At 67.7% G+C, this 24,342-nt stretch carries 20 protein-coding genes and 2 pseudogenes; 12 read left to right on the top strand and 10 right to left on the bottom strand.

The genetic code is table 11. The features are described 5' to 3' along the window. Positions 1-107: 107 nt before the first annotated feature. Both ACN469_RS31625 and ACN469_RS31630 read left to right on the top strand, forming a co-directional pair. Positions 108-1,535, top strand: coding sequence for a TolC family protein (locus ACN469_RS31625; protein ID WP_498773954.1), 1,428 nt, complete (start codon positions 108-110; stop codon positions 1,533-1,535). 143 nt (positions 1,536-1,678) lie between these two features. Next, entirely contained in the window at positions 1,679-1,891 is a 213-nt protein-coding gene (locus ACN469_RS31630; RefSeq protein WP_498773956.1) for a hypothetical protein, read from the top strand. 64 nt (positions 1,892-1,955) lie between these two features. Here the strand turns inward: ACN469_RS31630 and ACN469_RS31635 are convergent, their stop codons facing one another. The 6 genes from ACN469_RS31635 to ACN469_RS31660 all read right to left on the bottom strand — a co-directional run bounded on the left by ACN469_RS31635 (position 1,956) and on the right by ACN469_RS31660 (position 7,393). Next, positions 1,956-2,591, bottom strand: coding sequence for a methyltransferase family protein (locus tag ACN469_RS31635; RefSeq protein ID WP_498773958.1), 636 nt, complete (start codon positions 2,589-2,591; stop codon positions 1,956-1,958). 90 nt (positions 2,592-2,681) lie between these two features. Then, positions 2,682-3,251: an RNA polymerase sigma factor gene (locus ACN469_RS31640; RefSeq protein WP_498773960.1), complete on the bottom strand. Its 570-nt coding sequence runs from the start codon at positions 3,249-3,251 to the stop codon at positions 2,682-2,684. 7 nt (positions 3,252-3,258) lie between these two features. Next, positions 3,259-4,314 carry a Rieske 2Fe-2S domain-containing protein gene (locus ACN469_RS31645; protein WP_498773962.1) on the bottom strand — a complete coding sequence of 352 codons (1,056 nt, stop codon included), beginning with the start codon at positions 4,312-4,314 and terminating at the stop codon, positions 3,259-3,261. A gap of 23 nt (positions 4,315-4,337) precedes the next feature. After that, entirely contained in the window at positions 4,338-4,982 is a 645-nt protein-coding gene (locus ACN469_RS31650) for an HAD family hydrolase (RefSeq protein WP_498773964.1), read from the bottom strand. A gap of 36 nt (positions 4,983-5,018) precedes the next feature. Beyond that, positions 5,019-6,071 (bottom strand): hypothetical protein, encoded by a 1,053-nt coding sequence (locus ACN469_RS31655; protein WP_498773966.1) that lies wholly within the window; start codon positions 6,069-6,071, stop codon positions 5,019-5,021. Positions 6,072-6,196: 125 nt separating this feature from the next. Beyond that, positions 6,197-7,393 carry a cytochrome P450 gene (locus tag ACN469_RS31660; protein WP_498773968.1) on the bottom strand — a complete coding sequence of 399 codons (1,197 nt, stop codon included), beginning with the start codon at positions 7,391-7,393 and terminating at the stop codon, positions 6,197-6,199. A 622-nt stretch (positions 7,394-8,015) separates the two neighbouring features. On the opposite strand from ACN469_RS31660, the gene ACN469_RS31665 reads away from it, so the two are divergent. The 6 genes and pseudogenes from ACN469_RS31665 to ACN469_RS31690 all read left to right on the top strand — a co-directional run bounded on the left by ACN469_RS31665 (position 8,016) and on the right by ACN469_RS31690 (position 11,604). Beyond that, positions 8,016-9,209 (top strand): LLM class flavin-dependent oxidoreductase, encoded by a 1,194-nt coding sequence (locus ACN469_RS31665; protein WP_498773970.1) that lies wholly within the window; start codon positions 8,016-8,018, stop codon positions 9,207-9,209. A 162-nt stretch (positions 9,210-9,371) separates the two neighbouring features. After that, positions 9,372-9,534 (top strand): annotated as a pseudogene (locus tag ACN469_RS31670) (transposase); the annotation flags it as partial. Between the two features lie 65 nt (positions 9,535-9,599). Beyond that, positions 9,600-9,797: a transposase gene (locus tag ACN469_RS31675; protein ID WP_498774137.1), complete on the top strand. Its 198-nt coding sequence runs from the start codon at positions 9,600-9,602 to the stop codon at positions 9,795-9,797. Between the two features lie 17 nt (positions 9,798-9,814). After that, positions 9,815-10,075 (top strand): annotated as a pseudogene (locus ACN469_RS31680) (IS3 family transposase); the annotation flags it as partial. 267 nt (positions 10,076-10,342) lie between these two features. Continuing rightward, a complete protein-coding gene (locus ACN469_RS31685; protein WP_498773972.1) occupies positions 10,343-10,849 on the top strand; it encodes a DUF6310 domain-containing protein in 507 nt (168 codons plus the stop codon). After that, positions 10,846-11,604, top strand: a complete 759-nt coding sequence (locus tag ACN469_RS31690) for a DUF5953 family protein (RefSeq protein ID WP_498773973.1) — start codon at positions 10,846-10,848, stop codon at positions 11,602-11,604. The genes ACN469_RS31685 and ACN469_RS31690 overlap by 4 nt, the downstream gene beginning before the upstream one ends. A 303-nt stretch (positions 11,605-11,907) precedes the next feature. Here ACN469_RS31690 and ACN469_RS31695 read toward each other — a convergent pair whose 3' ends face one another. Beyond that, complete coding sequence (locus ACN469_RS31695; RefSeq protein ID WP_498773975.1) at positions 11,908-14,232, bottom strand: Kelch repeat-containing protein; 2,325 nt, start codon at positions 14,230-14,232, stop codon at positions 11,908-11,910. A 285-nt stretch (positions 14,233-14,517) separates the two neighbouring features. Between ACN469_RS31695 and ACN469_RS31700 the strand changes: the two genes are divergently transcribed. Together ACN469_RS31700 and ACN469_RS31705 are read left to right on the top strand one after the other, a co-directional pair. Next, the gene (locus ACN469_RS31700; protein ID WP_498773977.1) at positions 14,518-15,711 is read left to right on the top strand and encodes an LLM class flavin-dependent oxidoreductase; all 1,194 of its coding nucleotides are present in this window, start codon (positions 14,518-14,520) and stop codon (positions 15,709-15,711) included. Between the two features lie 136 nt (positions 15,712-15,847). Beyond that, complete coding sequence (locus tag ACN469_RS31705) at positions 15,848-17,233, top strand: right-handed parallel beta-helix repeat-containing protein (protein WP_498773979.1); 1,386 nt, start codon at positions 15,848-15,850, stop codon at positions 17,231-17,233. 55 nt (positions 17,234-17,288) lie between these two features. Here the strand turns inward: ACN469_RS31705 and ACN469_RS31710 are convergent, their stop codons facing one another. From ACN469_RS31710 to ACN469_RS31720, 3 genes are all read right to left on the bottom strand, one after another. Beyond that, entirely contained in the window at positions 17,289-18,047 is a 759-nt protein-coding gene (locus ACN469_RS31710) for a hypothetical protein (RefSeq protein WP_498773981.1), read from the bottom strand. 27 nt (positions 18,048-18,074) lie between these two features. Continuing rightward, a complete protein-coding gene (locus ACN469_RS31715) occupies positions 18,075-21,269 on the bottom strand; it encodes a TonB-dependent receptor (protein ID WP_498773983.1) in 3,195 nt (1,064 codons plus the stop codon). A gap of 66 nt (positions 21,270-21,335) precedes the next feature. After that, entirely contained in the window at positions 21,336-21,938 is a 603-nt protein-coding gene (locus ACN469_RS31720; protein WP_498773985.1) for a TetR/AcrR family transcriptional regulator, read from the bottom strand. Positions 21,939-22,133: 195 nt separating this feature from the next. Between ACN469_RS31720 and ACN469_RS31725 the strand changes: the two genes are divergently transcribed. Both ACN469_RS31725 and ACN469_RS31730 read left to right on the top strand, forming a co-directional pair. Continuing rightward, positions 22,134-23,216, top strand: a complete 1,083-nt coding sequence (locus ACN469_RS31725) for a Gfo/Idh/MocA family protein (RefSeq protein WP_498773987.1) — start codon at positions 22,134-22,136, stop codon at positions 23,214-23,216. Between the two features lie 282 nt (positions 23,217-23,498). Next, entirely contained in the window at positions 23,499-24,341 is an 843-nt protein-coding gene (locus ACN469_RS31730; RefSeq protein ID WP_498774139.1) for a DUF547 domain-containing protein, read from the top strand. The last annotated feature ends 1 nt before the right edge of the window (position 24,342 follow it).

A 24,342-nucleotide genomic window follows, 5' to 3' on the forward strand; every position in this document is an offset into this window, starting at 1 on the left:
TGGGCACAACGCCTGGAGCGCGGACCCAAGACACAACCCGTAGTTGGTCCATCTAGGACCCATGGGGCTCGCGCCGGCGCGGACCCCACGAGGAGGCAGAGGCGGTTATGAGCTCACTTCTGGCGTTGACCCTGGCGGCCACCCTGGCCGCGGCACCGCCCCCCGTGTTGACCCTGGAAGACGCACTCATCCAGGCGCGTAAAGAGAACCTGGACCTGAAGGCGGCGCAGGCGCGGCTGCGTCAGGCGGACACGGCGTCGCGCAAGGCGTGGGCGGGCTATCTGCCCACCATCGCCGTGGGCGCGGCCATCGTCCGCAACTCCAACGCGGCCGTCATCCCTCCCGGCCCGCTGGGTCCCGAGCCCGTGGTCATCCAGCCCCTGGTGCAGCGGCAGTTCCAGGCGGAGCTGCGCCAGGCCATCATCGCGCCCCAGCTGTGGGCGGGCATCCAGGCGGCCTACAAGAGCGAGACGGTCGCCGCGCTCAACGTGGAGCAGGCGCGCCGCGAAATCCTCTTCGGCGTGGCGCAGGCGTACTACGGCGCCACGGCGCAGGCACAGGCCGTGACGGTGCAGGAGCGGCTGGTGGAGCTCAACGGCGCTCGCGCGAAGGACACCAAGGTCCGCTTCGACGCCGGCACGGTGACGCGCGTGGCGCTCTTGCGCGCCGAGCAGGACCTGTCCCGCGCGGAGCAGGACCTCATCCGCGCCCGCAACGCGCTGGCGTCCGCGAAGCTGGTGCTGGCCACGCTGCTGGCGCTGGACAGCGCGGACTTCGAGGTGGCTCCGCCGCCCGAGCCGCAGGTGCCGGTGAAGACGGATTCGGACATCCTCGTGCAGCGCTCGCTGGAGCAGCGCGCGGACGTGGCCGCGGCCCGTGAGACGACGGAGCTGGCGCGCATCAACAAGCGCGGCGTGTGGTTCAGCTACCTGCCCACCGTGGGGCTCACCGGCACCTACCGCGTCGCCAACGCCGCGGGCTTCGCCGGCCGCGCGGACATCTGGCTCATCACCCTGGGCGCCAACTGGACGCTGTGGGATGGCGGTCTGCGCGAGGCCAACCTCACGGAGGCGTCCGCGCGAATCGTCGAGGCCCAGGCCAACGCCCGCAAGGCGGAGCTGACGGCGCGCGAGGAAGTGAAGCGCTCGCAGCTGGATTTGGAGAGCGCCCTGGCCAACCGCCTCAAGGCGGAGCAGACGGTGGAGCTGGCGCGCGAGTCCCAGCGCCTCACCGACGTCTCCTTCAAGGCTGGCGTGGCCACGTACCTGGAAGTGGCGGACGCGAACACCGCGCTGACCAACGCGGAGATCGGCCTGGTGAGCGAGCGCCTCCAGGCCTCGGTCGCCGCGCTGCGCCTCTTGCGCTCGGTGGGTGCGTTCGAGGCCCGCTCGCTCGACTCCGATTTGAAGGATGAGACGGCGGTGCCGCCCACCGTGCAGCCCCTGCCCGGCGCGACGGAGCAGAACCCCGCGGGGATGCAGGTGCCGCCGGACGCGCAGCTCGAGCAGCAGAAGCAGCCCGTGGAGCAGCCGTAAGGTTTCACCGTCCGGCGCCTGAACCCCAGGCGCCGGACCGACCGCCTCCTGGGGCGGTGGTGTGAGCCCCGCTTGTGAGGCTCCGTCACCGACCCCACCCTCGGAAGGAAGACAGCAGCACCCCTTTCTCCGAGGAGGTCATCATGGCGCAAGGACCGTGGGGCAACTGCAAGAGTTGTCGCTACTTCGCCAGCGGCAACGCCAATCCCAGTGACAACGAAACACAACGCTGCATGCAGGCGGACCTGAGTGCTTACGACCTGAAGGTCTCTGGCGCCAGCGGCTGCAATGCGTTCGAGGCCCGCACCGGCGTCGCACCCCAGCAGCAGCAGGAACCCGTCCAACCGGCGCACTGACACCGGCCAGCGGTTCCCGTCGAGACTTCGTGGAGCACGAGACTCCACGAAGCAAGACGGCCCGTCAGGCCGTGACTTCAGCCGCCGCCAATCGCCCCACCCCTGGCAGGAAGCGACCCACCCGCGCCGCGTACTCGCGATACGCCGGGCCGTGCAGCCGCGCGAGGTGCTCCTCCTCCAGCCTGACTTGAAGAGACACGAGCAGCACGTAGTCGGCGCACGCCATCCACGTCCACGCGCTCGGCGTCACGCAGGCCATCCCCACCACCACCCACAACATGCCCGCGAAGATGGGATTGCGGACGACGGAGAACAGGCCGTCCGTCACCAGCGCCGTGGGCTCCCGGTCGATGCCGACGCGCCACGAGGCGCCCATCTGCACCTGGGCCACCAGCACGAGGACGAGCCCCGCGGCCATCATGGCCCAGCCCAGCCAGCGGAGGGCGTCCGGCACCGGCCACACGCCGAGCGACTCCGGGCCCAGCGCCGCGTACAGCGCGCTCCAGGCCGTCAGCCCGAGGATGAACAGGCCCATGCACACGCCGATGACGCGCTGGAAGGGATTGGCGCGGCGGTGGAGCACGAAGGCCGCGCGGCCCGTGCGGCGGCTCAGCCGCGCGGTGGGCAGCACCAGGGCGAAGAGGAGGAAGGCGACGGCGCTGACGGGCAGCGCGAGGCGGTGGAGGGATTCGGCGTCCATGGGAGTCCTCGACGAAGGGGGCGAGCACCCGCCCGCCCCTGATGCCAGGGCTGACGCTCGGACTCCGGGCGGCATTACACCGACAATTCGTCAGGGACTTCCGGTGACGCGGGGGCGGCCCGGCTCGCAGGCGCAGTCCACACAGCCGTGGGTGCAGCAGGTGCCGCACAGCTCGATGAGGCGACGGCCCAGGGCCTGCCGGGCGCGGTGCAGGCGGACGGCGGCGTTGTTCGCGGTGAGGCCTTCCTCGCGGGCGAACGTCGTCACGCTGGTGCCCTCCAGGTCCACGCGGCGGATGGCGGCCGAGTACTCGGGCTTGAGCGTGTCCGTCAGCCCCGCCACGCACGCGCACACGGAGGACTCCAGGTCCTCGGTGTCCTCCGTCGAGCGGGGGGCCTCCACGTCCTCGACGGCCAGGGCGCGCTCCTCGCGGCGGGCGCGGCGGTGGCGGTCCACCAGCACGTTGCGCAGCAGCCGGTAGAACCAGGCCACCGCGCTCTCCTCGTCGCGTAGGCCCTCGCCCTTTTCCAGCCCCTTCACCAGGGCGAGCTGGAGGACCTCCTCGGCCTCCTCGGGGCTGCCCACGCGCGGCGCGAGGAACGCGAGGAAGCGGCGACGCTGGGCCACCAGGCTCTCCACGACGCGCGCGTCCAGGCTCATGCGGTCCTCAGCCCACCGCCTCGCGGGCGAGCGTCACGGGCACCTCGTCCTCGGTGGTGGCGCGCGACTGGTGGAAGTAGATGCGCTCCATCAGCCGGCGCTGGTGGACGAGCGGCTTGTCATAGCGGTCCAGGCGCATGCCCTTGTGGCTGTAGGGCGTGCCCGCGACGGTGGGGATGAAGCGCGCGTCGTCGATGACCTCCCAGCGCGTCAGCTCCAGGGCCACGCGGGCCGCCACCGGGAGGAAGGGGGTGAGCAGCGGCTGCACGCAGCGCAGGAAGGAGAAGACGTGCAGGCGCGTCGTCTTCGCCGTCTCCGGCACGAAGAAGATGTTGGCGCGGGTGATGAAGGGACGCTGCTTGCCGGAGGGGGTCTCCCAGCTCACGGTGTACTGGGTGTGCACCGGGTCGAAGCGCGTCACCCACTCGTTGCGGAACAAGTCACCGTCGCGCACGCCCAGGAGCTTCATGAGCGCGGCGGGCCGCTGAGGCGCGAGGTAGCGCACCTCCGTGTGGTCCTCGCGGTTGTGCGCCTCGAACTGAACCTGGCCCGCGTGGGGGTCATCCCAGCCCAGGCGGGTGTGGACGTAGGGCGTGTGCTCGTCCTCGCTGAAGTTGTCGAGCGCGACGTGCAGCGGTGCCTCGAAGAGGACGGAGAAGCTGCCGCCGAAGACATAGCCTTCGTTGGCGGGCAGCTCCGGCAGGGCGGACAGCGGCGTGTCGTGGTGGGCCAGCCACAAGTAGCCTCGGTGCTCGGCCACCTGGAAGCTCTGCACGTTGCAGTGACGCAGCTCCGGCTGGCTGGGGTTGGCGCCCTGGCCCCGCGAGTCGAAGCGCCAGCCATGGTACGGGCACTGGAGCCGACCATCCGGGCGCACGCGGCCCTTCGAGAGGGGCGCGAAGCGGTGGGGACACGCATCCGCGAGCGCGGCGGGGCGCCCCTCCGCGTCCCGGAACAGGGCGTAGGCGCGACCGGCCACCTCCACCCGTACGGGTTTCTTGCGGAGCGAGGCGGCGGGGAGCACGGGATGGAAGTGACGGAGGACGTCGGGCAGTGGCTCCATACTTTCCAAGTATAGCGAGCGACTCAGGACAGGGGAGGAAGGTGCTCCAGCAACCGGCGCAGGTCGGGCTGGAGTTCGTCCGGTGTTTCACGGGCGAGGTCCTCCACGGGGTGAGTGCCCCAGGTGACACCGTAGGTGCGGAGGCCGGCGGCCTTGCCCGCGCGGAGGTCCAGGGAGGTATCGCCGACCATCCACAGGCCCTGGGTGCCCAGGGCGGCGAGGGCGCGGAGGAGGACATCGGGGGCGGGCTTGTGAGGGAAGTCATCCGTGCCCTGGACGTGGTGCAGCACCTCGCCCAGGCCCATGGCGTCGACGAAGCGGCGGGCCATGGGGCTCTTCTTGGTGGTGGCCACGGCGAGCAGGTAGCCGCGCTCGCGCAGGGTGCGGAGCAGTTCGAGGACGCCGGGGTATGGGCGGGAGCGCTTGTGGAAGTTCAGCGGGTAGTGCTCGCGATAGGAGGCGCACAGCGCGGGCACGTGCTGGGGCGCGAACTCCGCGTACATGATGTCGAGCGGCAGGCCGATGAGGGCGCGCACCTGCGCGTAGGTGGGTGCCTGGAGGCCATTCGCTGGGAAGGCGTACAGGAAGCTGTCGATGATGTCCGGCAGCGAGTCCACCAGCGTGCCGTCGAGGTCGAAGAGGATTCCACGGGAGTCAGCGCGGCTCATGCGCTCAGCATACAGGGTGTCCTCCTCAAGGCGGGTTCAGCCCACCAGCCCGGGTGCGGGAGGGGGGAGTTCATCCCAATAGCGCAGCTCGGGATAGACATCCCTCAGTTGATACCGGCTGCTCCGGACGTGATAAAAAAGGAAGCTCTTCAAGTAATACTCCACATGGGCGCGAAGTTCAGGTGGGCCGGAGGACGCGGCCTCCAGGATGGCCTGGTAACTCCTCAACGTCGTGTCGACGGTCTCCTTGAAGACATCCAGGAAGGGGCGCTTCTGCACCGCGGATTGCCTGAATAGATAGCTGTTCTCGAAGTCCGCCGGAGCCAGCGCCTCTTTGTAGAAAGAGAAAACGTCGTTCGCCAGCCCGATGAAGTCCCGCCCGGCTTCGATGGTATCCACCCAGAACATCGGGTTACGAGAGAAGCTCAGGCGCTCGTCGATGAACTGGAGCGTGATGTACCAGAATTCGCCGAACCCATTCTGGTCGCGGATGTACCGGGCGCTGTGGGCGGTGCGCTCCGCGCCTGCCTGGACCACCATCACCTCAAAGAGAAATCCGACGTAGGCCCGGTAGAATAGACTTTTGAAGAGAGCGAGGAACTCCGTATCGCAATAGTGGCCTATTTCGGCGAAGGCGTGGTCGATGTAGTCGGTCAACGGCGAGGGTTGATGGGCCACTCCGCTCGCGTGCTTGAGAACAAGGAAGCTCAAGTCTCGTTCATACTCGGACTCGAGGTCGGTCGATAACACGATGCTCCAGATACGGCTGAGGGCCAGCCCCAGTGCGGGGTCTTTGACGGGGACCATGATGTGGCGCATGAAGACCATGGCCTGGGTGAATTGCTCACTGATGTCCAAGCCCCGGGCCAGTGCGCCCTCTCGGATGACACGCGCCTCTCGCTCAATCTCAGCCACGTCGAAGGTCGGCTGGAAGGCGGGGACATCCTGAGGGAGCGGGTCTCCTGGCACGGGGCCGAGCAGCCTTATCAGTTTTCGTAATTCACCCGAGCGGACAGCACTCTCCGCTTCAGTCCGGAACTCCTGAATCTTGATTCGAGTCAGCCTGGGATGAAGCTCCGCCTCTAACATGTGTCGGTCTCCTGCCTCTCGGCCAATTTCTATTCAGCAAACCACTTCCTGCCCCAAGAAATTACAGACACTCCAGACAGCCCCCGCCGCCCACACGACGCATCCCGGCAGCCACCGTTCACGACTCAGACAGGAAACAACTCGACGGGCAGCGCCTGCGGCGCACGGACGAGGAAGGAGGGCGTCCACTCAATGTGCTCCGTCCACAGCTCCAGCCGGCCCACGCTGGAGACCATTTCCTCCAGGGCGACGCGCGCCTCCAGTCGAGCAAGCATCGCACCCAGGCAGAAGTGGGGGCCATGGCCGAAGGAGAGTTGCGGCGGACCCTCCCGCTCCAGGACGAAGCGGTCACCGTCGGGGAAGTACTTTTCGTCGCGCGACGCGGAGGCCAGCGACACCAGGACCAGGGCCCCCTGGGGCAGCGCCACGCCGGCCACCTTCACATCCTGGCGGCACAGGCGCATCGTGGTCATCAAACTGGGCTCATAGCGCAACGTCTCCTCGATGAAGCGAGGGATGAGTGCGCGATTCTCTCTGAGGCGGAGCAGCAACCCCGGGTTCATGGCAAACACCCGCACGCAATGGCAGAGCAGGCTGGTCGTCGTCTCCAGTCCCGCGGAGATCAGCAGGAAGAAGAAGCCCATCAGCTCCCGGTCCGTCAGCGCCTCCCCGTCCACCTCCACTCGGAGGAGATTGCTCACGATGTCATCCCCCAAGGACCGCCGCCGCTCGGCCAGGACGCCCTGGCAATACTGTTCCATCTCTCCGAGAGTGCGGCGGCACTGCTCCATCAGCGCGGTGTCCTCCGGACGGGCGGCGCCAATGGCGGCCATGCTGTGGGTCCAGCGCTTGAAGTGACGTTGCAGGGAGGGGTCCAACCCCAGGAACCAGCCGAGGACGGTGGCGGGCAGAGGCACGGCGAAGGCGTCCACGAAGTCCACCTTCCGCTCCTCCATCATGCGGCGCACGAGTGCCTGGGTGACAGCACGGATGCGCGGATCCAACTGCGCCAGCGTCGCGGGGGTGAATGCACGGCTGACCAGCACCCGCAGGCGTCCGTGCTCTGGCGGGTCCTGGAAAATGAGGGAGTCCACGATGGGATTGGGGCGCCCGAGCGATGCAGGCTCCAGGCCCATCCGCAGCCCCTGCGACGAGAAGAGCTGGGGCGACTTGAGCACGTACTGGGCATCGTCAAAACGGGTGACCACCCACATGCCTCCCGGGTCCACCTGCACGATGGGTCCACTGCGCCGCAGCTCCGCCAGGTAGGGATGCGGGTTCTCAATGAACTCGGGAGTCAGAAGGTTGAGCCTGTTGCTCATCGGAGTACGACCTCCACGACCTCGGGTAGGTGATACGAAAAGCAGGGCGCCACCTGGTTTTCAGTCCATGGGCATCACATCCACCAAGCCGAGTCCGACCGGGCCATCCCAGCCGGGATTGAATCTCGCCAGAGCTGCGTGCGATGTCTTTGCCTTGGGGACTTCGAGAATACTCACGACCTGAAATCGAACAAGCCATGAATAGACACAAGCCAATCAGCACAGTTCAACTCTGAACACGCGGACTCGGCACCGCGAATTCGAGGCAATCATAGACGCCCGCACCCATGGCCCGCACCCAAACGCCCCTGCCAGCGACAGCGCATCAAGGACAGCCCTCGCGAAACCCACCGCGCCTTGCATTTACATTCGAGCTTCCTTTTTCCAAGCGTGAGCAGGAGTCGGCCGGGCTCACCAGCGAGGTGAGGAAAGGAAGACAAGCCGGTCGTGAGCCCGCACCACCCCGAGGGAAGCAGGTGCGGGCCAGCGAAACAGAGCATTTCCGCAGCGACCGCATGCGCCACAAACAATGGATGACAACCACGACCCCCACATGACAATGACTGACTCATTGGATGCTATAGTCACACCAACCCAATGCCTACAGAAGGAAGGACCCGACATGCGACTCGACATCTTCTCGGAGATGCAGCACCCGAAGGAACATTGGACCCAGCCGGACCATGAGCACCGGCTCATCCGTGAGACGCTGGAGCAGGCGCGGCTCGCGGATGAGATGGGCTACGGCGTCTGGTGGCAGGTGGAGCACCACACCGCGGTGGAGTTCAGCCACAGCTCCGCGCCCGAAATCATGCTCACCGCCATCGCGATGGGCACGAAGAACATCCACGTGGGCCACTCGGCCGCGCTCGCGCCCGCGCGCTTCAACCACCCCATCCGCATCGCCGAGCGCTCCGCGTTCATCGACCACCTGAGCGGCGGACGCTTCCAGCTCGGCATGGCCCGCAGCACCATTCCCGAGTGGCGCGTCTTCAACATCGACGCGGACTCCACCCGCTCGCAGATGCAGCAGGCCTTCGAGATGGTTCCGAAGATGTGGACGCAGGAGAAGTTCTCCTGGGACACGCCGGACTTCCGCATCAAGGACATCAGCGTCATCCCCAAGCCCCACCGCAAGCCGCACCCTCCCTTATGGCAGACGTGCACCAGCCTGGCGTCCTTCGAGCAGGCTGGACGCAATGGCGTGGGCGCGCTCGGTGTGACGATGCTTGCGTCTCCCGACCAGGTCGGGGAGATGATTCACATCTACCGCGAGGCTCTGAAGACGCGCTGTGAGCCCGTGGGCGAGTTCGTGAACGACCAGGTGGCCTTCTTCACCTTCGTGCACTGCGCGGACTCCGAGCGCGAGGCCATGGAGAACGGCGCCGCCCAGGCCGCAGCCTGGTACATCAACAACTCCTTCACCTTCTTCGAGCTCAAGGATTACTTCGTCAAGTCAGCCGCGGAGCTGGAGGCGCTCGCCAAGGACCCCGCCGGTGGCGGCCTCACGGGCCAGTACCTGCGCGGCAAGGACCCGAACGCCCCTGAGTCCAAGGCCCAGCGCATCCTCGGCCGCATCATGTCCGGCGAGGACGTACCGCACGAGCAGGTCTGGGAGGTCTTGAGCGCCCAGGACTCGCTCATCGTCGGCACCAAGGACCAGGTGCGGCATGGCCTCAAGCGCTACGAGTCGTTGGGCATCGACGCCCTCATGTCCTTCCACCAGGTGGGCGCCCTCTCGCACGAGGCCGTCCTCAAGAGCATCCGCCTCACCGGTGAGCTCATCCCCGAGTTCAAGACGCCCGCCCCTCCCTGAGCCCCTGGGGCAACGACGGCCCCACACACCCTTGCCTGTCTCCGATGTGATGGGCAAGGGCCCCTTCCCCGCTTCCCTGCCGCGCAGGTCCTGGCCCGTGAGGCCACAAGGTGAGAGTCCCCCGCTTCCGTGGACCCCCCCGATGTGATGGAAGGGTGTTCGATGTCGGAGAGCGAGAAGAAAAGACGGCAGCGGCGGAGCTTCAGCCCGGAGTTCAAGGCCGGGGCGGTGAAGCTGGTGCTGGAGGAGGGCAAGTCCGTCGCGGAGGTGGCGCGGGACTTGGACCTGACCGAGACGGCCTTCCGCAGGTGGGTGGAGCAGGCCAAGACGGACAAGTGCGGGAGAGCCGCTTCAGTGGACACCAACGAAGAGGCAGGTACGGTGTCCGACATGAAGGAAGTAAAGAAGCCACGACGCCTGCAACGTAGCTACACGGAGGAGGTCAAGGCCGGGGCAGTGAGGCTGCTGCTGGTGGAGGGCAAGTCCCTCACGCAGGTCACCCGCGACCTGGACCTGACGGGGTCGGCACTGCGGCTGTGGGTGAAGCAGACGAAGACGGACAGGGGCGAGGCAAGCCCGGCGCGTTGACGACAGCGGAACGCGAGAAGCTGGCCCGGTTGCTCGAGGAGCGCGGCATGTCGCGCAAGGGCGGTTGCCGGGACAACGCGGTAGCCGAGAGCTTCTTCTCCGCGCTGAAGCTGGAGCTCGTCTACACCACTCGCGTCAGTACAGGTGAGGAAGCGAAGCGAGCGTTGTTCGAGTACATGGAGGTGCTCTACAACCGGAAGCGGCGTCATTCCTCCCTGGGCTATGTCGGCCCTATCGAGTTCGAGCGAATGGCCACAACGAATAGGCTGGCAGCGTAGCCAACCTGTCGACGGAACCGGGCCACGCCCATCACGCTGAAAGGACGTGGCATGAACTTCCGAACTTTCAGCGCACTCCTCCAAGCCGTTGCCGTTGTCGTGGCTGGGTGCGCCACTTCTCAAGATATGCCTGAAACTCAGGAGGCGCCTGCGACCTACGCTTGGGCGCCTGTACGCCCACCCGCTGTGCCCGGAACGGGCCTCCCCACCCCCGGTCAGCCAGGGCAGGTTCGCCCCCAGCCCCTGCCAAGGAGCCCGAACAAGCGCGTGTTGCCGCCCACCCTGGAGCCGGGTCTTTGGGCCGGGGATGCTCCTCAATCCTCGAAGGAACCGGAGGCGAACCCCACAGCGGAGAAGTCCAGCGCGAACAGGAGGGACCCGCCTGCCCCGGTGATGGCGGAGCGCCGCCTGAAGTGCGACCCCATCCAGGTGCCGCACGCGGGCGAGGATGCCCCGCATAACGAGTGCGCAGACAAGTTTCCGCCGAACCGCTACCCCGGCAAAGACGTGCTCGTTGGCGGTAAGCGCTTTGATGCGCTGCAAGTCGGCGTGCGCGTGCTGTGGGAGATCAAGACCCATCGATTTGACACGTACAATGCCTTCATCCGGCGGATGACGATCCAAGAGGAACTGCCGTTGCTGCGGGAAGAACAGGATCTCGCGGCGGCATGTGGATATGGCTTCGTCGTTGGGGTGAGCACCCAAGCGCACAAAGACGCTCTGCTCGCCGAGGATCAGTCCCTCGATATCGTCGTCACGGGATGCATACGATGACCCCTCAAGATTCCCTCGTCCTCATCGTCTACGCACCAGCGCTCCTGGGTGACGACAGCCGCCCGCTCGCGGTCGTCCACGGCATCGAACGGGCGTTCCCCGGTGTGCGCTTGGAATGGGAGCTGACAAAGGCGGGGCGGCCCGTCGTATTGACGCAACGCGATCGATGGCTCGCTGAGGCGGCCTTGCGCGGGGACTTCCCGATGCTGTGTAACGGCGACGAGAGTTACCCGGTGACGGTTTATGGGTTACGGACCTCCGGACTCCAAGCGCCGGGCGGCCAGCCGTTGCTCGATATCCATGCAGAACTGCCGCTGGATGTGGTCGGCATCGCAGCAGCGGCGGATGTGCTGGAAGGCGTGGCGGAAGGGGCACGCGCGTTCTGGGGGTGTGCAACGCCGTACGCCGCCAAGGTGGACATCGCGTATCAGACAGCACCCACGCGGCAAGGGCCGCCGTCCCCACGCCGGGGGCTGCCTGCCCTGAAGCTCTTCAAGGATATCCGCGCGCCAGAGATTCCCTATTACCTCGGGTGGCTGAACTACTGGTCCGATGTTGCCGCTCGGGCTATCGGCTTCCCGGACCCCTCGCGTGACGCGGACCTGCTCTCTCTGGCGCGACGCACCGCGACGGGCGGGTGGATCGTTCGACTTACAGATACGCCGCTCGATCTCGACAACCCCACGCACCTGGATGCGCTCGTGCGTGCGTATGAGCGCTTCCCGGAGATTGGCGGGCGCGTATCTCCGCGCTGAGTCACCGGGCTAGAGCTGCAGTGCTTCGCGGTGGCGCCCTCCAGGCCGAGTTGGAGGTGTCGGACGCGGGCGCCTCGGGCCCAAGCTGGAGCTGTCGTACATGTTCGCCGTCTCCCCCCGTGACGGGACAGGCTGGGGCGCGGCGAACATGTACAAAATAGCTGCTGCGACGGATACGCCGTGTCAGGAGGCTCCAGACGTAGGCCCTCCCGGGCACCCGGCCTGGGAAGCGGACGGGTACCCGGGAGGCGGACGTCATCCTCGGCGTGTGTCACCCAACGAAGGTGGTTACTTCCGCGTGGCTCACGGAGTGTAGAGCACCGCCGTGTTGTAGACAGCCTCCGTGCTCATCCCTCCGGCAATGAGCACCTTGCCATTCTGGAGCAGGACAGGCTGTCCGTTGTACCGGGCGTGGGGCATGCTCACGGAGTACTGGGTAAGGCCAGTCGTGGGGTCGAACAGCTCGGTGGTAGCACTGATGGTTTCTGACCCGCCCGTCGCCATCAGTCGCCCCGAGGGCAGCATCAACTGGAACCCAGAACTACGACCATGCGTCCATCTGCCAACGACACTCTGGACGTTGAGCTGCGGGTCATACAGCACCAGCGAGACGCCGGACTGAAGCAGGACCTTGCCTGAAGGCAGGAGGTAAGCCTCTGGCCCGGACGCTCCCGTAAGCCCCGTAGCGGGTGTCCATGAGTCCGTTGCCACGTCGTAGAGTTCAGCCGCATAGCTACCTCCAGCAACCAGCACCTTGCCCGAGGGAAGCAAGGTGGAGCTGTGCCCCATTCGATTGAATGCCAACACCATACTCGCGACAGGCGTCCACGTGTTGGTCTCCGGGTCATACAGCTCCGGGATACGGGCCATGCTCTCCGAGCTATTTATCCCACCAATGACGAGCACCTTGCCTGAGGGCAGCAAAGTCGCGGTGTGGCCGCTGCGATCAAAGGTCATTGATGCCCCTGCGGTCCACGTGTTGGTCTGGGGGTCATAAAGGTCGACATCTCTCACCGCCGAAGCGAACAGCGTCGAGACAGAGCCACCCACCACCAACACCTTGCCCGAAGGCAACACGGTCATCGTGTGGCTGTAGCGCCCCCTCCGCAGGCCGCCAGCGGCGGTCCAGGCCCCCGTCTCCGGGTTGTAGAGTTCGGCGGACGCCAAAAACGTCGAACCGTAGTAGCCGCCAACCGCGAGCACCTTGCCCGAAGAAAGCAGGACGGCTCCAAATCGAACTCGTGCGCCGAGCATGCTGCCCGTGGCATCCCACCGCGCCACCGTGCCGCTGCCACAGTCCGGCCCGTTGACCACACTCACGCTGAACGTGTGCGCCACGGAGAAGCCCCGCGCGTTGGTCACCGTCGCCGTGACAGTCGGCGCGCTGCCCTGCGCCACACAGGCCGGAGCCGTCCAGCGGACCTCGCTGGACGTGAAGCCGTTCGTCGCCGTGCCCAGCGTTCCCACGCTCGAAGCCCAGCCGAACGTGAGCGCCGCACCATCTCCATCCTCGGCAAGCACTCGCAGCGTGACAGCCCCACCACCCGCCACAGTGCTCGCGGACTGGTTCGCCAGCACGATGCGCGGAGGAACACTCGGGCCGGTGCCCGGACCCACGCAGACGCGCAGCGTCCCCTGCCCCTTCCCACCCTTGGCATCCGACACCGTCACGTTGAGCGCGCAGTTGCCACACGGGTCTCCAGACGGCACCGCGCTCGGCGTGAAGGACGCCGACAACGACGTCGCCTGCGTCCAGGCACCCGCGCACACCGTGGCCCACTGGTAGGTCAGCGCGTCCCCATCCGCGTCCACCGCGTCCACCGTGACAGTCGTGCTCTGTCCCACCGGCACCGGCGAACGCGTCACCGTGATTCCCCGCACCGTCGGCGCCATGTTGAACGCGACGCTCACACTCGCCCCGCCCGAGTTCGGCCCACCGTCCGTCGACATCGTGCGGACATCGATGCGCAGGCTCGTCGCCGCGCCGCGTGAGTCCGTGACGGTCAACGTCAGCGCGAACTCCCCGGAGACCTGCGGCGCCGTCCACGTCGTGGTCGACGTGCCCGTGGTGGTGAACACCCCACCCGTGGCGCTCCACGCATAGGAGAACGTGTCAGTCACATCCTTGTCGTGCGCCGTGGCCCGCAGCACGATGTCGCCACCCGGCAGCACGATGCTCGACGACGCCACCAGCGAGTCGATGCACGGCACCGTGTTGTCGAACGGCGTCCCCGTTGAGAGGGATTGCAGGGTGATGGCCACCACCGCCGTCGCACCCGCCACAATCGTGACTCCCTCCGCCACGCCGCGATAACGCAGCGCGCCCTGTGAATCGAACGCCTCCGCGGTGAACGTCCGCGCAGTCCCCGCGGGAATCTGATGGAACGTCCCCCGCCACGCCCCCGCGTCCTGCACCAGCGCCACCGTGGACGCCGGGACTCCCGTGGCCGTCAGCGTCACGGTGACTCGCGTGACGTCCTCTCCCGCGAGCGCCTCCGATACAGCCCCCACGAACTCCACCGCTCCCAGCGACTGCGTCTCCTCCGACGAGCCACACCCCAGGGAGACTCCCAGCATCCCGATGATGAGACAGGCCCAACCCCAGCGCGCCTTGCCTTGCATTTGCATTCGAGCTTCCTTTTCCAAGCATGAGCAGGAATCGGCCGGGCTCCCCAGCGAGATGGGGCGCGAGGTGAGGGGAAGGGAGACGGGCCGTTGTTGAGCCCGCACCTCCCCGAGGGAGGCAGGTGCGGGCGGGCGGAGTAGAGCATTCCCGCAGCGGCCCCATGCAACACAAACAACGGATGTCAACCCGGACCCTCGCATGGCAAGGATTGACCCATGGGACAAGACAGCCTCACTCCCGGTGCTACAGTCGCATCAACCCGAGGTCTACAGGGGGAAGGACCCGACATGCGACTCGATATTTTCTCGGAGATGCAGCACCCGAAGGAACACTGGACCCAGCCGGACCATGAGCACCGGCTCATCCGTGAAACGCTGGAGCAGGCGCGGCTCGCGGATGAGATGGGCTACGGCGTCTGGTGGCAGGTGGAGCACCACACCGCGGTGGAGTTCAGCCACAGCTCCGCGCCCGAAATCATGCTCACCGCCATCGCGATGGGCACGAAGAACATCCACGTGGGCCACTCGGCCGCGCTCGCGCCCGCGCGCTTCAACCACCCCATCCGCATCGCCGAGCGCTCCGCGTTCATCGACCACCTGAGCGGCGGACGCTTCCAGCTCGGCATGGCGCGCAGCACCATCCCCGAGTGGCGCGTCTTCAACATCGACGCGGACTCCACCCGCTCGCAGATGCAGCAGGCCTTCGAGATGGTTCCGAAGATGTGGACGCAGGAGAAGTTCTCCTGGGACACGCCGGACTTCCGCGTCAAGGACATCAGCGTCATCCCCAAGCCCTACCGCAAGCCGCACCCTCCCCTGTGGCAGGCGTGCTCCAGCCCCGCGTCCTTCGAGCAGGCCGGCCGCAACGGCGTGGGCGCGCTCGGCGTGACGCTGTGGGCCTCTCCCGAGCAGGTCGGCGAGATGATCCACATCTACCGCGAGGCGCTGAAGACGCGCTGTGAGCCCGTGGGTGAGTTCGTGAACGACCAGGTGGCCTTCTTCACCTTCGTGCACTGCGCGGACTCCGAGCGCGAGGCCATGGAGAACGGCGCCGCGAAGGCCGCGGCCTGGTACACCAACGGCTCCTTCACCTTCTTCGAGGCCAAGGACTTCTTCGTCAGGTCGGCCGCGGAGCTGGAGGCGCTCGCCAAGGACCCCGCCGGTGGCGGCCTCACGGGCCAGTACCTGCGCGGCAAGGACCCGAACGCGCCCGTGTCCAAGGCCCAGCGCATCCTCGGCCGCATCATGTCCGGCGAGGCCGTGCCGGACGAGCAGGTCTGGGAGGTCTTGAGCGCGCAGGACTCGCTCATCGTCGGCACCAAGGACCAGGTGCGGCAGGGCCTCAAGCGCTACGAGTCGCTGGGCATCGACGCCCTCATGTCCTTCCACCAGGTGGGCGCCCTCTCGCACGAGGCCGTCCTCAAGAGCATCCGCCTCACCGGCGAGCTCATCCCCGAGTTCAAGACGCCCGCCCCTCCCTGAGCCCCCGGGGCAACGACGGCCCCACACATCCACGCCCGTCTCCAGTGTGACGGGCAAAGGGCCCTTCCCCGCTTCCCAGGCGCGCCATCGTGCGCAACTTGGGGAGCGGGGTTTTTCTGACGGGGAGGGGATGGGGATGAGGGTCAGCCAGCTGACACTGGGATGGGGCCTTGCCTGCGCGCTGTGGGCGTTCAGCCCCGCATGGGCGGCGAACAAGCCCCCGTCCGCCAAGAAGGAGAGCGGCCAGGGGAACGGCGACACCGTGCGGCACGCCACGCGCCGGCCGAAACAGTTCTCCCGGGAGTGGCACGTGAGCACCTCGGGCTCGGACACGGCGGCGGGGACGAAGCAGGCTCCGTTCCGCACCATCGGCCGCGCGCTGAGGACCGCGGGCCCCGGCGAGGCCATCCGGGTCAGCTCCGGCGAATACGCGGAGGGCCTGCTCATCGACAACGCGGTGAAGGCGGGCCGCGCGGATGCCCCCATCACCCTGGTGGGCGAGGGGCGGCCGCGCATCGTCCCGACGCCGAAAGGCGGGACGCTGGTCCAGGTGCGCAAGCCCTACTGGATTATCGAGGGCTTCGAAATCGACGTGCGCGGCCAGCCCCGCTTCGCCGTCCTCTTCGAGGGCAACACCACGGGCGCCGTCCTCACCGGCAACGACATCCACCACGGCACCCTGGGAGCGGGCATCGCCACCTACGGAGGAGCCCGGGACGTCCTCATCGAGAACAACCACATCCACGACTTCCGCAAGCAGCCCAAGGGCGACTCGCACGGCATCGTCATCCAGGCCACGTCGCGCGGAATCACGGTGCGCGGCAACGACATCCACGACAACTCAGGTGACTCCGTGCAGTGCCTGCTGCCCGACAAGCCGGAAGACGCTCCGGCGAGCGACATCCTCATCGAGAACAACCTGCTCCACGGCAACGACGAGAACGGCGTGGACGTCAAGACGTGCCATCGCGTCGTCATTCGTGACAACACGATGTACGGCTTCCGCAAGTCCCCCACGTCCGTCGGAGAGGCCGTCGTCATCCACTACTCCGCGCGGGACGTGCGCGTGGAGGACAACATCATCTACGACGCGGGCCGGGGCATCTCCGTGGGCGGCTCGCGAATCGGCGACCAGCCCAGCCCCGTGAACGTGGTGGTGAGCGGCAACGTCATCCGGGACATCACCCAGAGCGGCGGCAGCGACGGCACGGGCATCCGCGTGGAGAACTCGCGCGGGGTGCAGGTGGTGGACAACGCCATCTCCGGCACGCAGGGCTACGGGATGATGCTCGGCCTGGGCTCCAACGGCGCGCCCAGCGAGGACCTGACGGTGCGGGGCAACAGCATCCAGGGGCGCCGGCTGGTGCGCCTGGGGCAGCGGCAGCACCGGCCCGGCCTGAAGATGGACCGGAACCGGTACGGCTCCAACGGGACGTTCAAGGTGGACCCCCAGGAGGAGACGAACCTCACCGACTGGCGCAAGTCCTCCGGCGTGGACCAGCAGTCCACCCCGTTCCAGTGAGCCCGGCGGGCACCCTTCCGCTCAATGAAACGGAAGGGGCCTGCCTCACCACGACTCAGGGCGTCTCGTCGGACGGCACGTCACCCGTGAGCACGCAGATGAGCGCGACCGGGTCACACGTCACGGGGAACACCGGGTTGATGCCGGAGCCGCGCAGGCGGCCCACGGAGTAGTCCGCGTACGGGTCGCACTTCGTCTCGTCCGGCTTGCCCGCGGTGGCACAGCTCACCACCGGCCAGATGCCCTTGGCCTGGTACGTCGCCGTGCACCCGTTCTCCGTGTAGCTGAGGTCCGCCTTGAACTGCGTGCCCGGAATCCCAGGCGTGTTGTAGATGCGCAGGTTGGACCACTCGTAGCGGAAGCTCTGCGCGGGCAGCGTGTCCGTGGCGGGCACCTCCAGCCGCGTGGGGCTCAGCTGGGGCACGTCGCAGAAGTGGTCCGCTCCAGGGCCCTCGCTGGACAGCGCGCCCACCGAGTAGGGCGTGTGCGAGGGGTCCAGGTCCGGGCGGTCCTTGAAGTCCACCGTCACCAGCTTGCCCAGCCGCGAGCTGCGCACGCCGACGGTGTCCGGCGCGTTGGCGTCCTCGCTGTAGTACTTCTGCAGGCCCAGCGCCTCCGGCTTGAGCTGCGCGCATTGCTGGTCCGGGTTCTGTCCGGGCAACAGCGTGTACACGGTGGCGAACGAGCCGATGGAGCCGTCGCTCACCGCGCGCGCCACGACACACTGGGGCTCCGGGTCCTCCACGCCACAGCCCGCGAGCAGCAGGAGCGACGCGGCGACGCCTGGTCCCCATCCCATCCAACGAGTCTTCATGGGTGATTGTCCTTTCATGGTGGGGGCCTAGAAGCTGAGCTTCGCGCCCAGACGGATGGAGCGCGGCGCCTGGTAGGCGGTGGGACGCTTGAAGTTGGGGTTGATGTCGGAGGTGAGGATGGGGAGGTTCGTCGCAGTGGAGATGACCTTGCAGCCCGGGTTGTTGGCCGTGAGGCACGCCGTCAAATCCGCCGGCTTCCCGCCCTGCTCAATCGCGTAGACGCGGGTGAAGGTCAGCGTCTGGTCCACCGCGGTGTACTGCTGGAAGTTGAAGAGGTTGAACGCATCCAGCGACAGGGTCAGCGTGTAGTCCTTGGCCAGCTTCTGGTTGACGCCCACGTGGGTGTCGATGTTGTGGACCCAGGGCAGTCGGCCGGCGCTGCCGCGCGGCAGGATGAACGTCTCGGAGCCGCTGCGCCGGGGGTGCGCGCCCAGGTAGTTGAGCGGCGTGCCGGAGCGGCTGCGGTAGCCACCGCCGATGTTGATGCTCGTCCCATTCGTCACCTGGAACTCGCGCGCGCCGAACACCTTGATGGAGTGCGTGCGGTCTCCAGGCAGCGGGCCATCGCGGTTGGTGGTGAGCGACAGCAGGTCGAAGTCGCGCGTGAGGTTGGGCGACAGCTGGCCGGTGTCCGCGCGGAACAGGCCGGAGTAGTTGCCGCGCAGCTGGGACCACGTGTAGCTGGCCTGGGCCAGCCAGCCGTTGGAGAACCCCTTCTGGTAGTACAGGTTCACCGCGTCGTACTTGCGCACCGCCTCCGGGAAGTCGGACGAGTACCCCTTGCCCGGGTTGCCCAGGAAGAAGGTGTTGCCGTCATCGCGGCTCATGTCCTCGATGACGTCGTTGAGCTGGCGGCGGGTGTACTGGAGGCCGAAGCGGCCGAGCAGCACCTCGTACTCGCCGCCCACCATGATTTCGTCCGCGGACTGGGCGCGGATGTTCGGGTCCACCGGCACGCGGTCGCCACCCTGCGCGTTCCAGACCTGGTTGGGGTTCTCACGGCTGCCGACAGGCTGACGGTTGCGGCTGGCCACGCAGTCCGTCACCAGCGAGTTGCGGTCGCTGGGGTTGCACGGCGCGCCGTACGTGGCGGACAGGAGCTGCTGCTGCGGGAAGGACAGGTCCGCCATGTCCAGCGGCACGTTCTCGAAGAAGCGCGCGTAGTTGACGAACAGCTTGGAGCGGCCCTGCTGGGTGAAGTCGTAGACGGCGCCCACGCGCGGAGACCACTGGTTGGGCAGGTGCAGGCCCACCTTGTCGTCCAGGCCCCACAGCGTCTGCACGTCGTAGCGCAGGCCCGCGTTGAGCGTGACGGTGTCCATGATGGACCAGCTGTCCTGCACGAAACCGCCCACCGTCATCGACGTGGACGTGCCCTCCTTGCTGGCCAGGAACACCGGCGAGTCCGGCCCAGCCAGGTAGCCGTACTGGTTGAGGGTGTAGAAGCAATCGCCGCCAGTGCACTCCTGCCAGGGCGCGCCGCCGGTGCGCGCGCGGTTGTTGTAGAAGCTCATCCGCTCCGCGTCGAAGCCCGCCTTGACGATGTGGTGGCCGAGCGCCTGGAACAGGTACGTGCCCATCACCTTGCCCTGGACCCGGTCCAGCTCCTGCTCGCTGATGGTGCCGGGGCCGCCCGTGGAGTAGGCGGTGACGGGACAGTTGCGGCGCTGCTCGGCCTCGGTGGCGCCACAGACGGAGGGGTCCCCCAGCGACTCGAACTCGGTGATGGTGTGGGGACCGGGGTTGCGGGTGCGGCGCCAGGCGATGTTGGGCTGGGAGGACAGGCCCGTGGTCGACAAGAGCCCGGAGCCATCCGACGGCAGCGTGCTGTCCGACTGGTGGTGCCAGCCGAGCGTCGCGTCCACGAGGACCTTCTTGTCGAAGAACGACGAGGACTGCTTGGCGACCATGTCCAGCACGCCGTTGGAGCGCCGGGTGGCGATGGAGTCGTAGGAGCCCTGCACGAAGCCGGTGCAGGACAGGCCCACGCAGACCTCCGGGTCACCGTCGTCGCTGAAGGCATACTTGCCGTCGCCGCCGGAGGAGCGCGGCGTGCCGAAGACGGAGATGGAGAGGTTGTGGTCCGGGTTGAAGAGGTACGTCAGCTTGCTCATGTACTGGATGCTGCGCTCGTCGGCGAAGCGGGTGGTGCGCGAGCCTTCAATCGGCGTCACCTGACCGAAGCCCGTCTCCGGGTCCCTGCGGCGCTGGCCCACCGCGGCGCAGCCGGCCGCCGGGTCCACCTCCGTGCAGAAGTCCAGCGTGCTCAGCTGCCGGTCCACGCGGATGCGATTGAACGACGGCGCCACGCCCACGTAGAACCAGAGCTTGTCCTTGAGGATGGGGCCGCCCAAGTCAAAGCCGAAGTCACCCTGGTTCCACGGCTGGCCCTGCGCGGAGATGACGGTGCCTTCCTGGCGGACCACCGTGCCGTTGCGCTGCAGCCCACCGGGCGCCATGTTGGCGAACACCGAGCCGTGAAACTCATTGGAGCCGGACTTGGTGACGACGTTGAGCACGCCACCCGTGGAGCGGCCGTACTCCGGCATGTAGCCACCGGTGATGACGTTGACCTCCTGGACGAACTCGACGGACAGCGGCGTGCCCAGCGTGCCCACGCCCGGGTCATTCACCGACAGGCCATCCACCACGTACTGACTCTCCGGCGAGCTGCTGCCGCTGACGCTCACGCCGTAGCGGTCCTCCGTGGCGCCCGGGGCCAGCTCCGCCAGTGACTCGAAGGAGCGCGACGCGGAGCCCTTCGAGCCGGGGCGGATGACGGCCATGGTGCGCAGGAAGTCCGCGTCCACGCTCAGGCCCGTCGTGCTGGAGCCGACGTCCACCGTGGGCGCCGCGCTGACCGAAATCTCCTCGCCGAAGGACGAGGGCAACAGCTGGATGTTGACCCGGATGGTGCGGTCCAACCGCAGGACGATGTCGGCGCGCACGAAGGGCTCGAAGCCATCGCGCTCCACGCGCAGCGTGTACGTGCCCGGCGGAAGCTGGGCGAGCCGGTACTGGCCGCTCGTGTCCGAGACGACCACCCGCTCACCCTGCAGCTTCGGTGACGTCGCCGTCACGACTGCATCCGCGAGCGACCGCTTGTCATCCGCGCTGGTGATGGTGCCGGTGATGACCGAGACGCCCTGCGCGAATGCGCCCGCGCCAATGAGCAGGACCGCGAGACACAGCCCGCGAGCAAGACCTACACGTATGGACAAAGCTGACTCCCTCCCGTGATTCGGGAGGCACTCTGTCTCAACCCGCGAGAAAGCAACAATCCCTAATTAAACAGTGCAGGCGGGGGTGCCCTGCTCCAGCGTGCGGTCAAACGCGAGCCGCAGGAAGGCGTCCAACGCAGTCCGGCCCTTCTCCACGCGGCTGCGCAGCACGGCGCCCTCCCAGGCCCCGAGCATGAAGGTGGCGAGCATCGCGGGCGACACGTCCTGGGCGACCTCTCCGGCGGCCTGCGCCTCGCGGAGCACCTCCTCCAGGTGCAGGGACCACTCGGTGAAGGAGGCCGCCACGCGCTCGCGGATGAGGGGGCTGTGGTCGGCCATCTCCGCGGCGAAGTTCGCCAGCAGGCAGCCGCACTCGAACCTGCCCGCGACGAGCGACTCCACCTGCGCGGCGAAGTAGGCGCGCAGCCGTCGCAGCGGCGTGAGGGACGTGTCGCGCAGCAGCGACAGGTCCGCGCTGCTGGCGCGCATGTACTGGTCCACCACCGCCGCGCCCAGCGCTTCCTTGCTGTCGAAGTGGTTGTAGAAGGAGCCCTTCGGCACGCCGGCCGCGTCGGTGATGTCCTGCACGCCGCAGCCGTTGAACCCCTGCGTGCGCAGGGTCTCCAGACCGGCGGCGAGCAGCTTCTCGCGAACGCTGACTCTCGGCATCGCTCCCTTTTAGGGCCCGTGCCCCGGGCCGTCAAAACCCAGCGGAAATCACCCCCAACCCCATGATTCTCCATGGGTTTTCCATGAATATGACCAGTCGTCTTGAATCCCACGAGGTCGCTCGCTACCTTGCCGGCCAGGGTGGCGTCCGCCGAGCGAGGAGGCGCCGCCTGTCACCAACGAGGGAGTGGCGCCATGGGCACGTCGGAGAGGATTCGGGTGGGCATCATTGGAGCGAGCCCGCAGTGGGGCTGGGCGACGTACGCGCACCTGCCCGCGCTGCGGACCCTGCCGGGCTACCGCGTCACGGCGGTGAGCACCACGCGGCAGGTGAGCGCTGACGAGACGGCGCGCCAGTTCGACGTGCCGCACGCGTTCGGGAGCTTCGAGCCGCTGGTGGAGCACCCCGAGGTGGACCTCGTGGTCGTCTCCGTGCGCGCGGCCGAGCACGCGCGGCTGGTACGCGCCGCCATCGCGGCGAAGAAGCACGTGTTCTGCGAGTGGCCGCTGGGCGCCTCGTTGGAGGAGACGACGGAGCTGGCGGCGCTGGCTCGCGAGGCGGGCGTGCGCACCGTCATCGGATTGCAGCGGCGGCTGGCACCCGGCGCGCGCTACCTGCGGGACTTGCTCCAGGAGGGCTACGTGGGACAGGTGCGCTCGGTGACGCTGCAGGTGTCCACGTCGATGCTCGGCCACACGCGGCCCAAGGCCTATGACTACACGGCGGACGCCAGCAAGGGCGCCAACGTGCTGGCCACCATCACCGCGCACTTCCTGGACACGGTGCTGGCGGCGGTGGGGGACTTCCAGAGCGTGGCCGCGCTCGTCGCGCGCCAGTTCGAGCGCACCACCCTGGCGGAGACGGGCGAGGTCATCCCCGTCACCGCGCCGGACCAGGTGCTCGTCACCGGCACGCTGAAGAGCGGCGCGGTGCTGTCCGCCCATGTCGAGTCCGGCAAGCGCAACGGCGGCGTCATCGGCTGCACCATCACCGGCACCGAGGGAGACCTGTACCTGTCGCAGGACCTCACCGTGTCCGGCGCGCGGGGCGACAACCAGCCGCTCCAGCCCCTGCCGACGCCGGAGAAGTACACCCTGAGCCCCAAGGGCGCGCTGACCGACGACGCGCACCAGACCGCGCAGCTCTATTCGGCCTTCGCGAAGGACCTCGCCGAGGGCACGTCGCTCGCGCCGGGCTTCGAGCACGCGCTGAAGCTGCATCGCCTGCTGAACAGCTTCGCGGAGTCCTCCGCGTCGGGGCAACGGCTGGTGCTGTAGCGGCGGGACAGCGGCCGACTTCGGCGCGGAGTCCTCGGCGTCGGGATGGCGGCGGCCCCTGTTGCGACGAGACAGCGGCCAACTTCGGCGCGGACTCGACGGACGTCGTAGGAGTCCGAAGGTGGGTGGCCGGTGGGCATGGCGTCCATTTGTGTGCTCGCCGGGCGGGAGACCAGTGGGGGCAGGTGGCGTGGCCTCGCGCTGGTCTATGCTGCACGCCGCGTGGACGCTCCCCTGCCCTCCCGACGACGCTACCTGGTGGCCGCCGTGCTCTTCGCCAGCATGAGCATGCTGGCGGCACTGGCGACGCTGTACGTGCAGGGGCTGCTCCCCGCCTCCGTGCCTTCCGCCGATGAGCCCTTCCACTACCAGGGCTTCGAGAAGGTGCTGCGGCATGTCCGGCCGGACGGCGACGTGGACTTCTCCTCCATGGGGCTCGAGCGCGAGGAGCTGGACCGCTTCGTCGCGTCGCTCGCCTCGTTCTCTCCGCACAACCGGCCGGAGGTCTTTCCCACGTCGGAGGACGCGCTCGCGTTCTGGCTCAACACCTACCACGCGCTCGTGCTCCAGCAGGTGGTGGATGGGTATCCCTATCTGGAGAGCGTGGAGCAGCCGTGGCCGGGGCGCTTCTTCTGGGCGCGCTCGTGGCCCGTGGGCGGCCGGCGGATGACCCTGTGGTCGCTGCGCCACCGCATCCTCTCCGGTGAGTTCGCCGACCCGCGCGTCCACCTCGCGCTCTTCCACGCCACCCGGGGCGGCCCGCGCATGGACAGCTCCCACTTCCAGCCCGAGTACCTCGACGCGCAGCTCAACGAGGCCAGCCGCCGCTTCGTGGGCGACAAGCGCCACGTGCGCCTGGACCGGGACACCGTGCACCTGGCGCGGCTGTTCGACACCTACCGCGAGGACTTCCTCGCCGCACTGCCCGAGGGCCGCCGGGGCAACGTGCTCCAGTTCGTCTGGGCCTTCCTGCCCGACACCTGCGAGGAGCGCCCCGGCTGCGACACCCGCGCCGACCTGGACCACGCCTGCGGGCCCAAGCTGGACCGCTGCCGCATCGTCTTCGAGCCAGAAGACACCGAGCTCCCGGACGCCGCCGCGCGCCCCTCGCGCACGGCGCGCTGAG

The sequence above is a fragment of the Corallococcus terminator genome (assembly GCF_049194865.1).
Taxonomy (GTDB): Bacteria; Myxococcota; Myxococcia; order Myxococcales; family Myxococcaceae; genus Myxococcus; species Myxococcus terminator_A.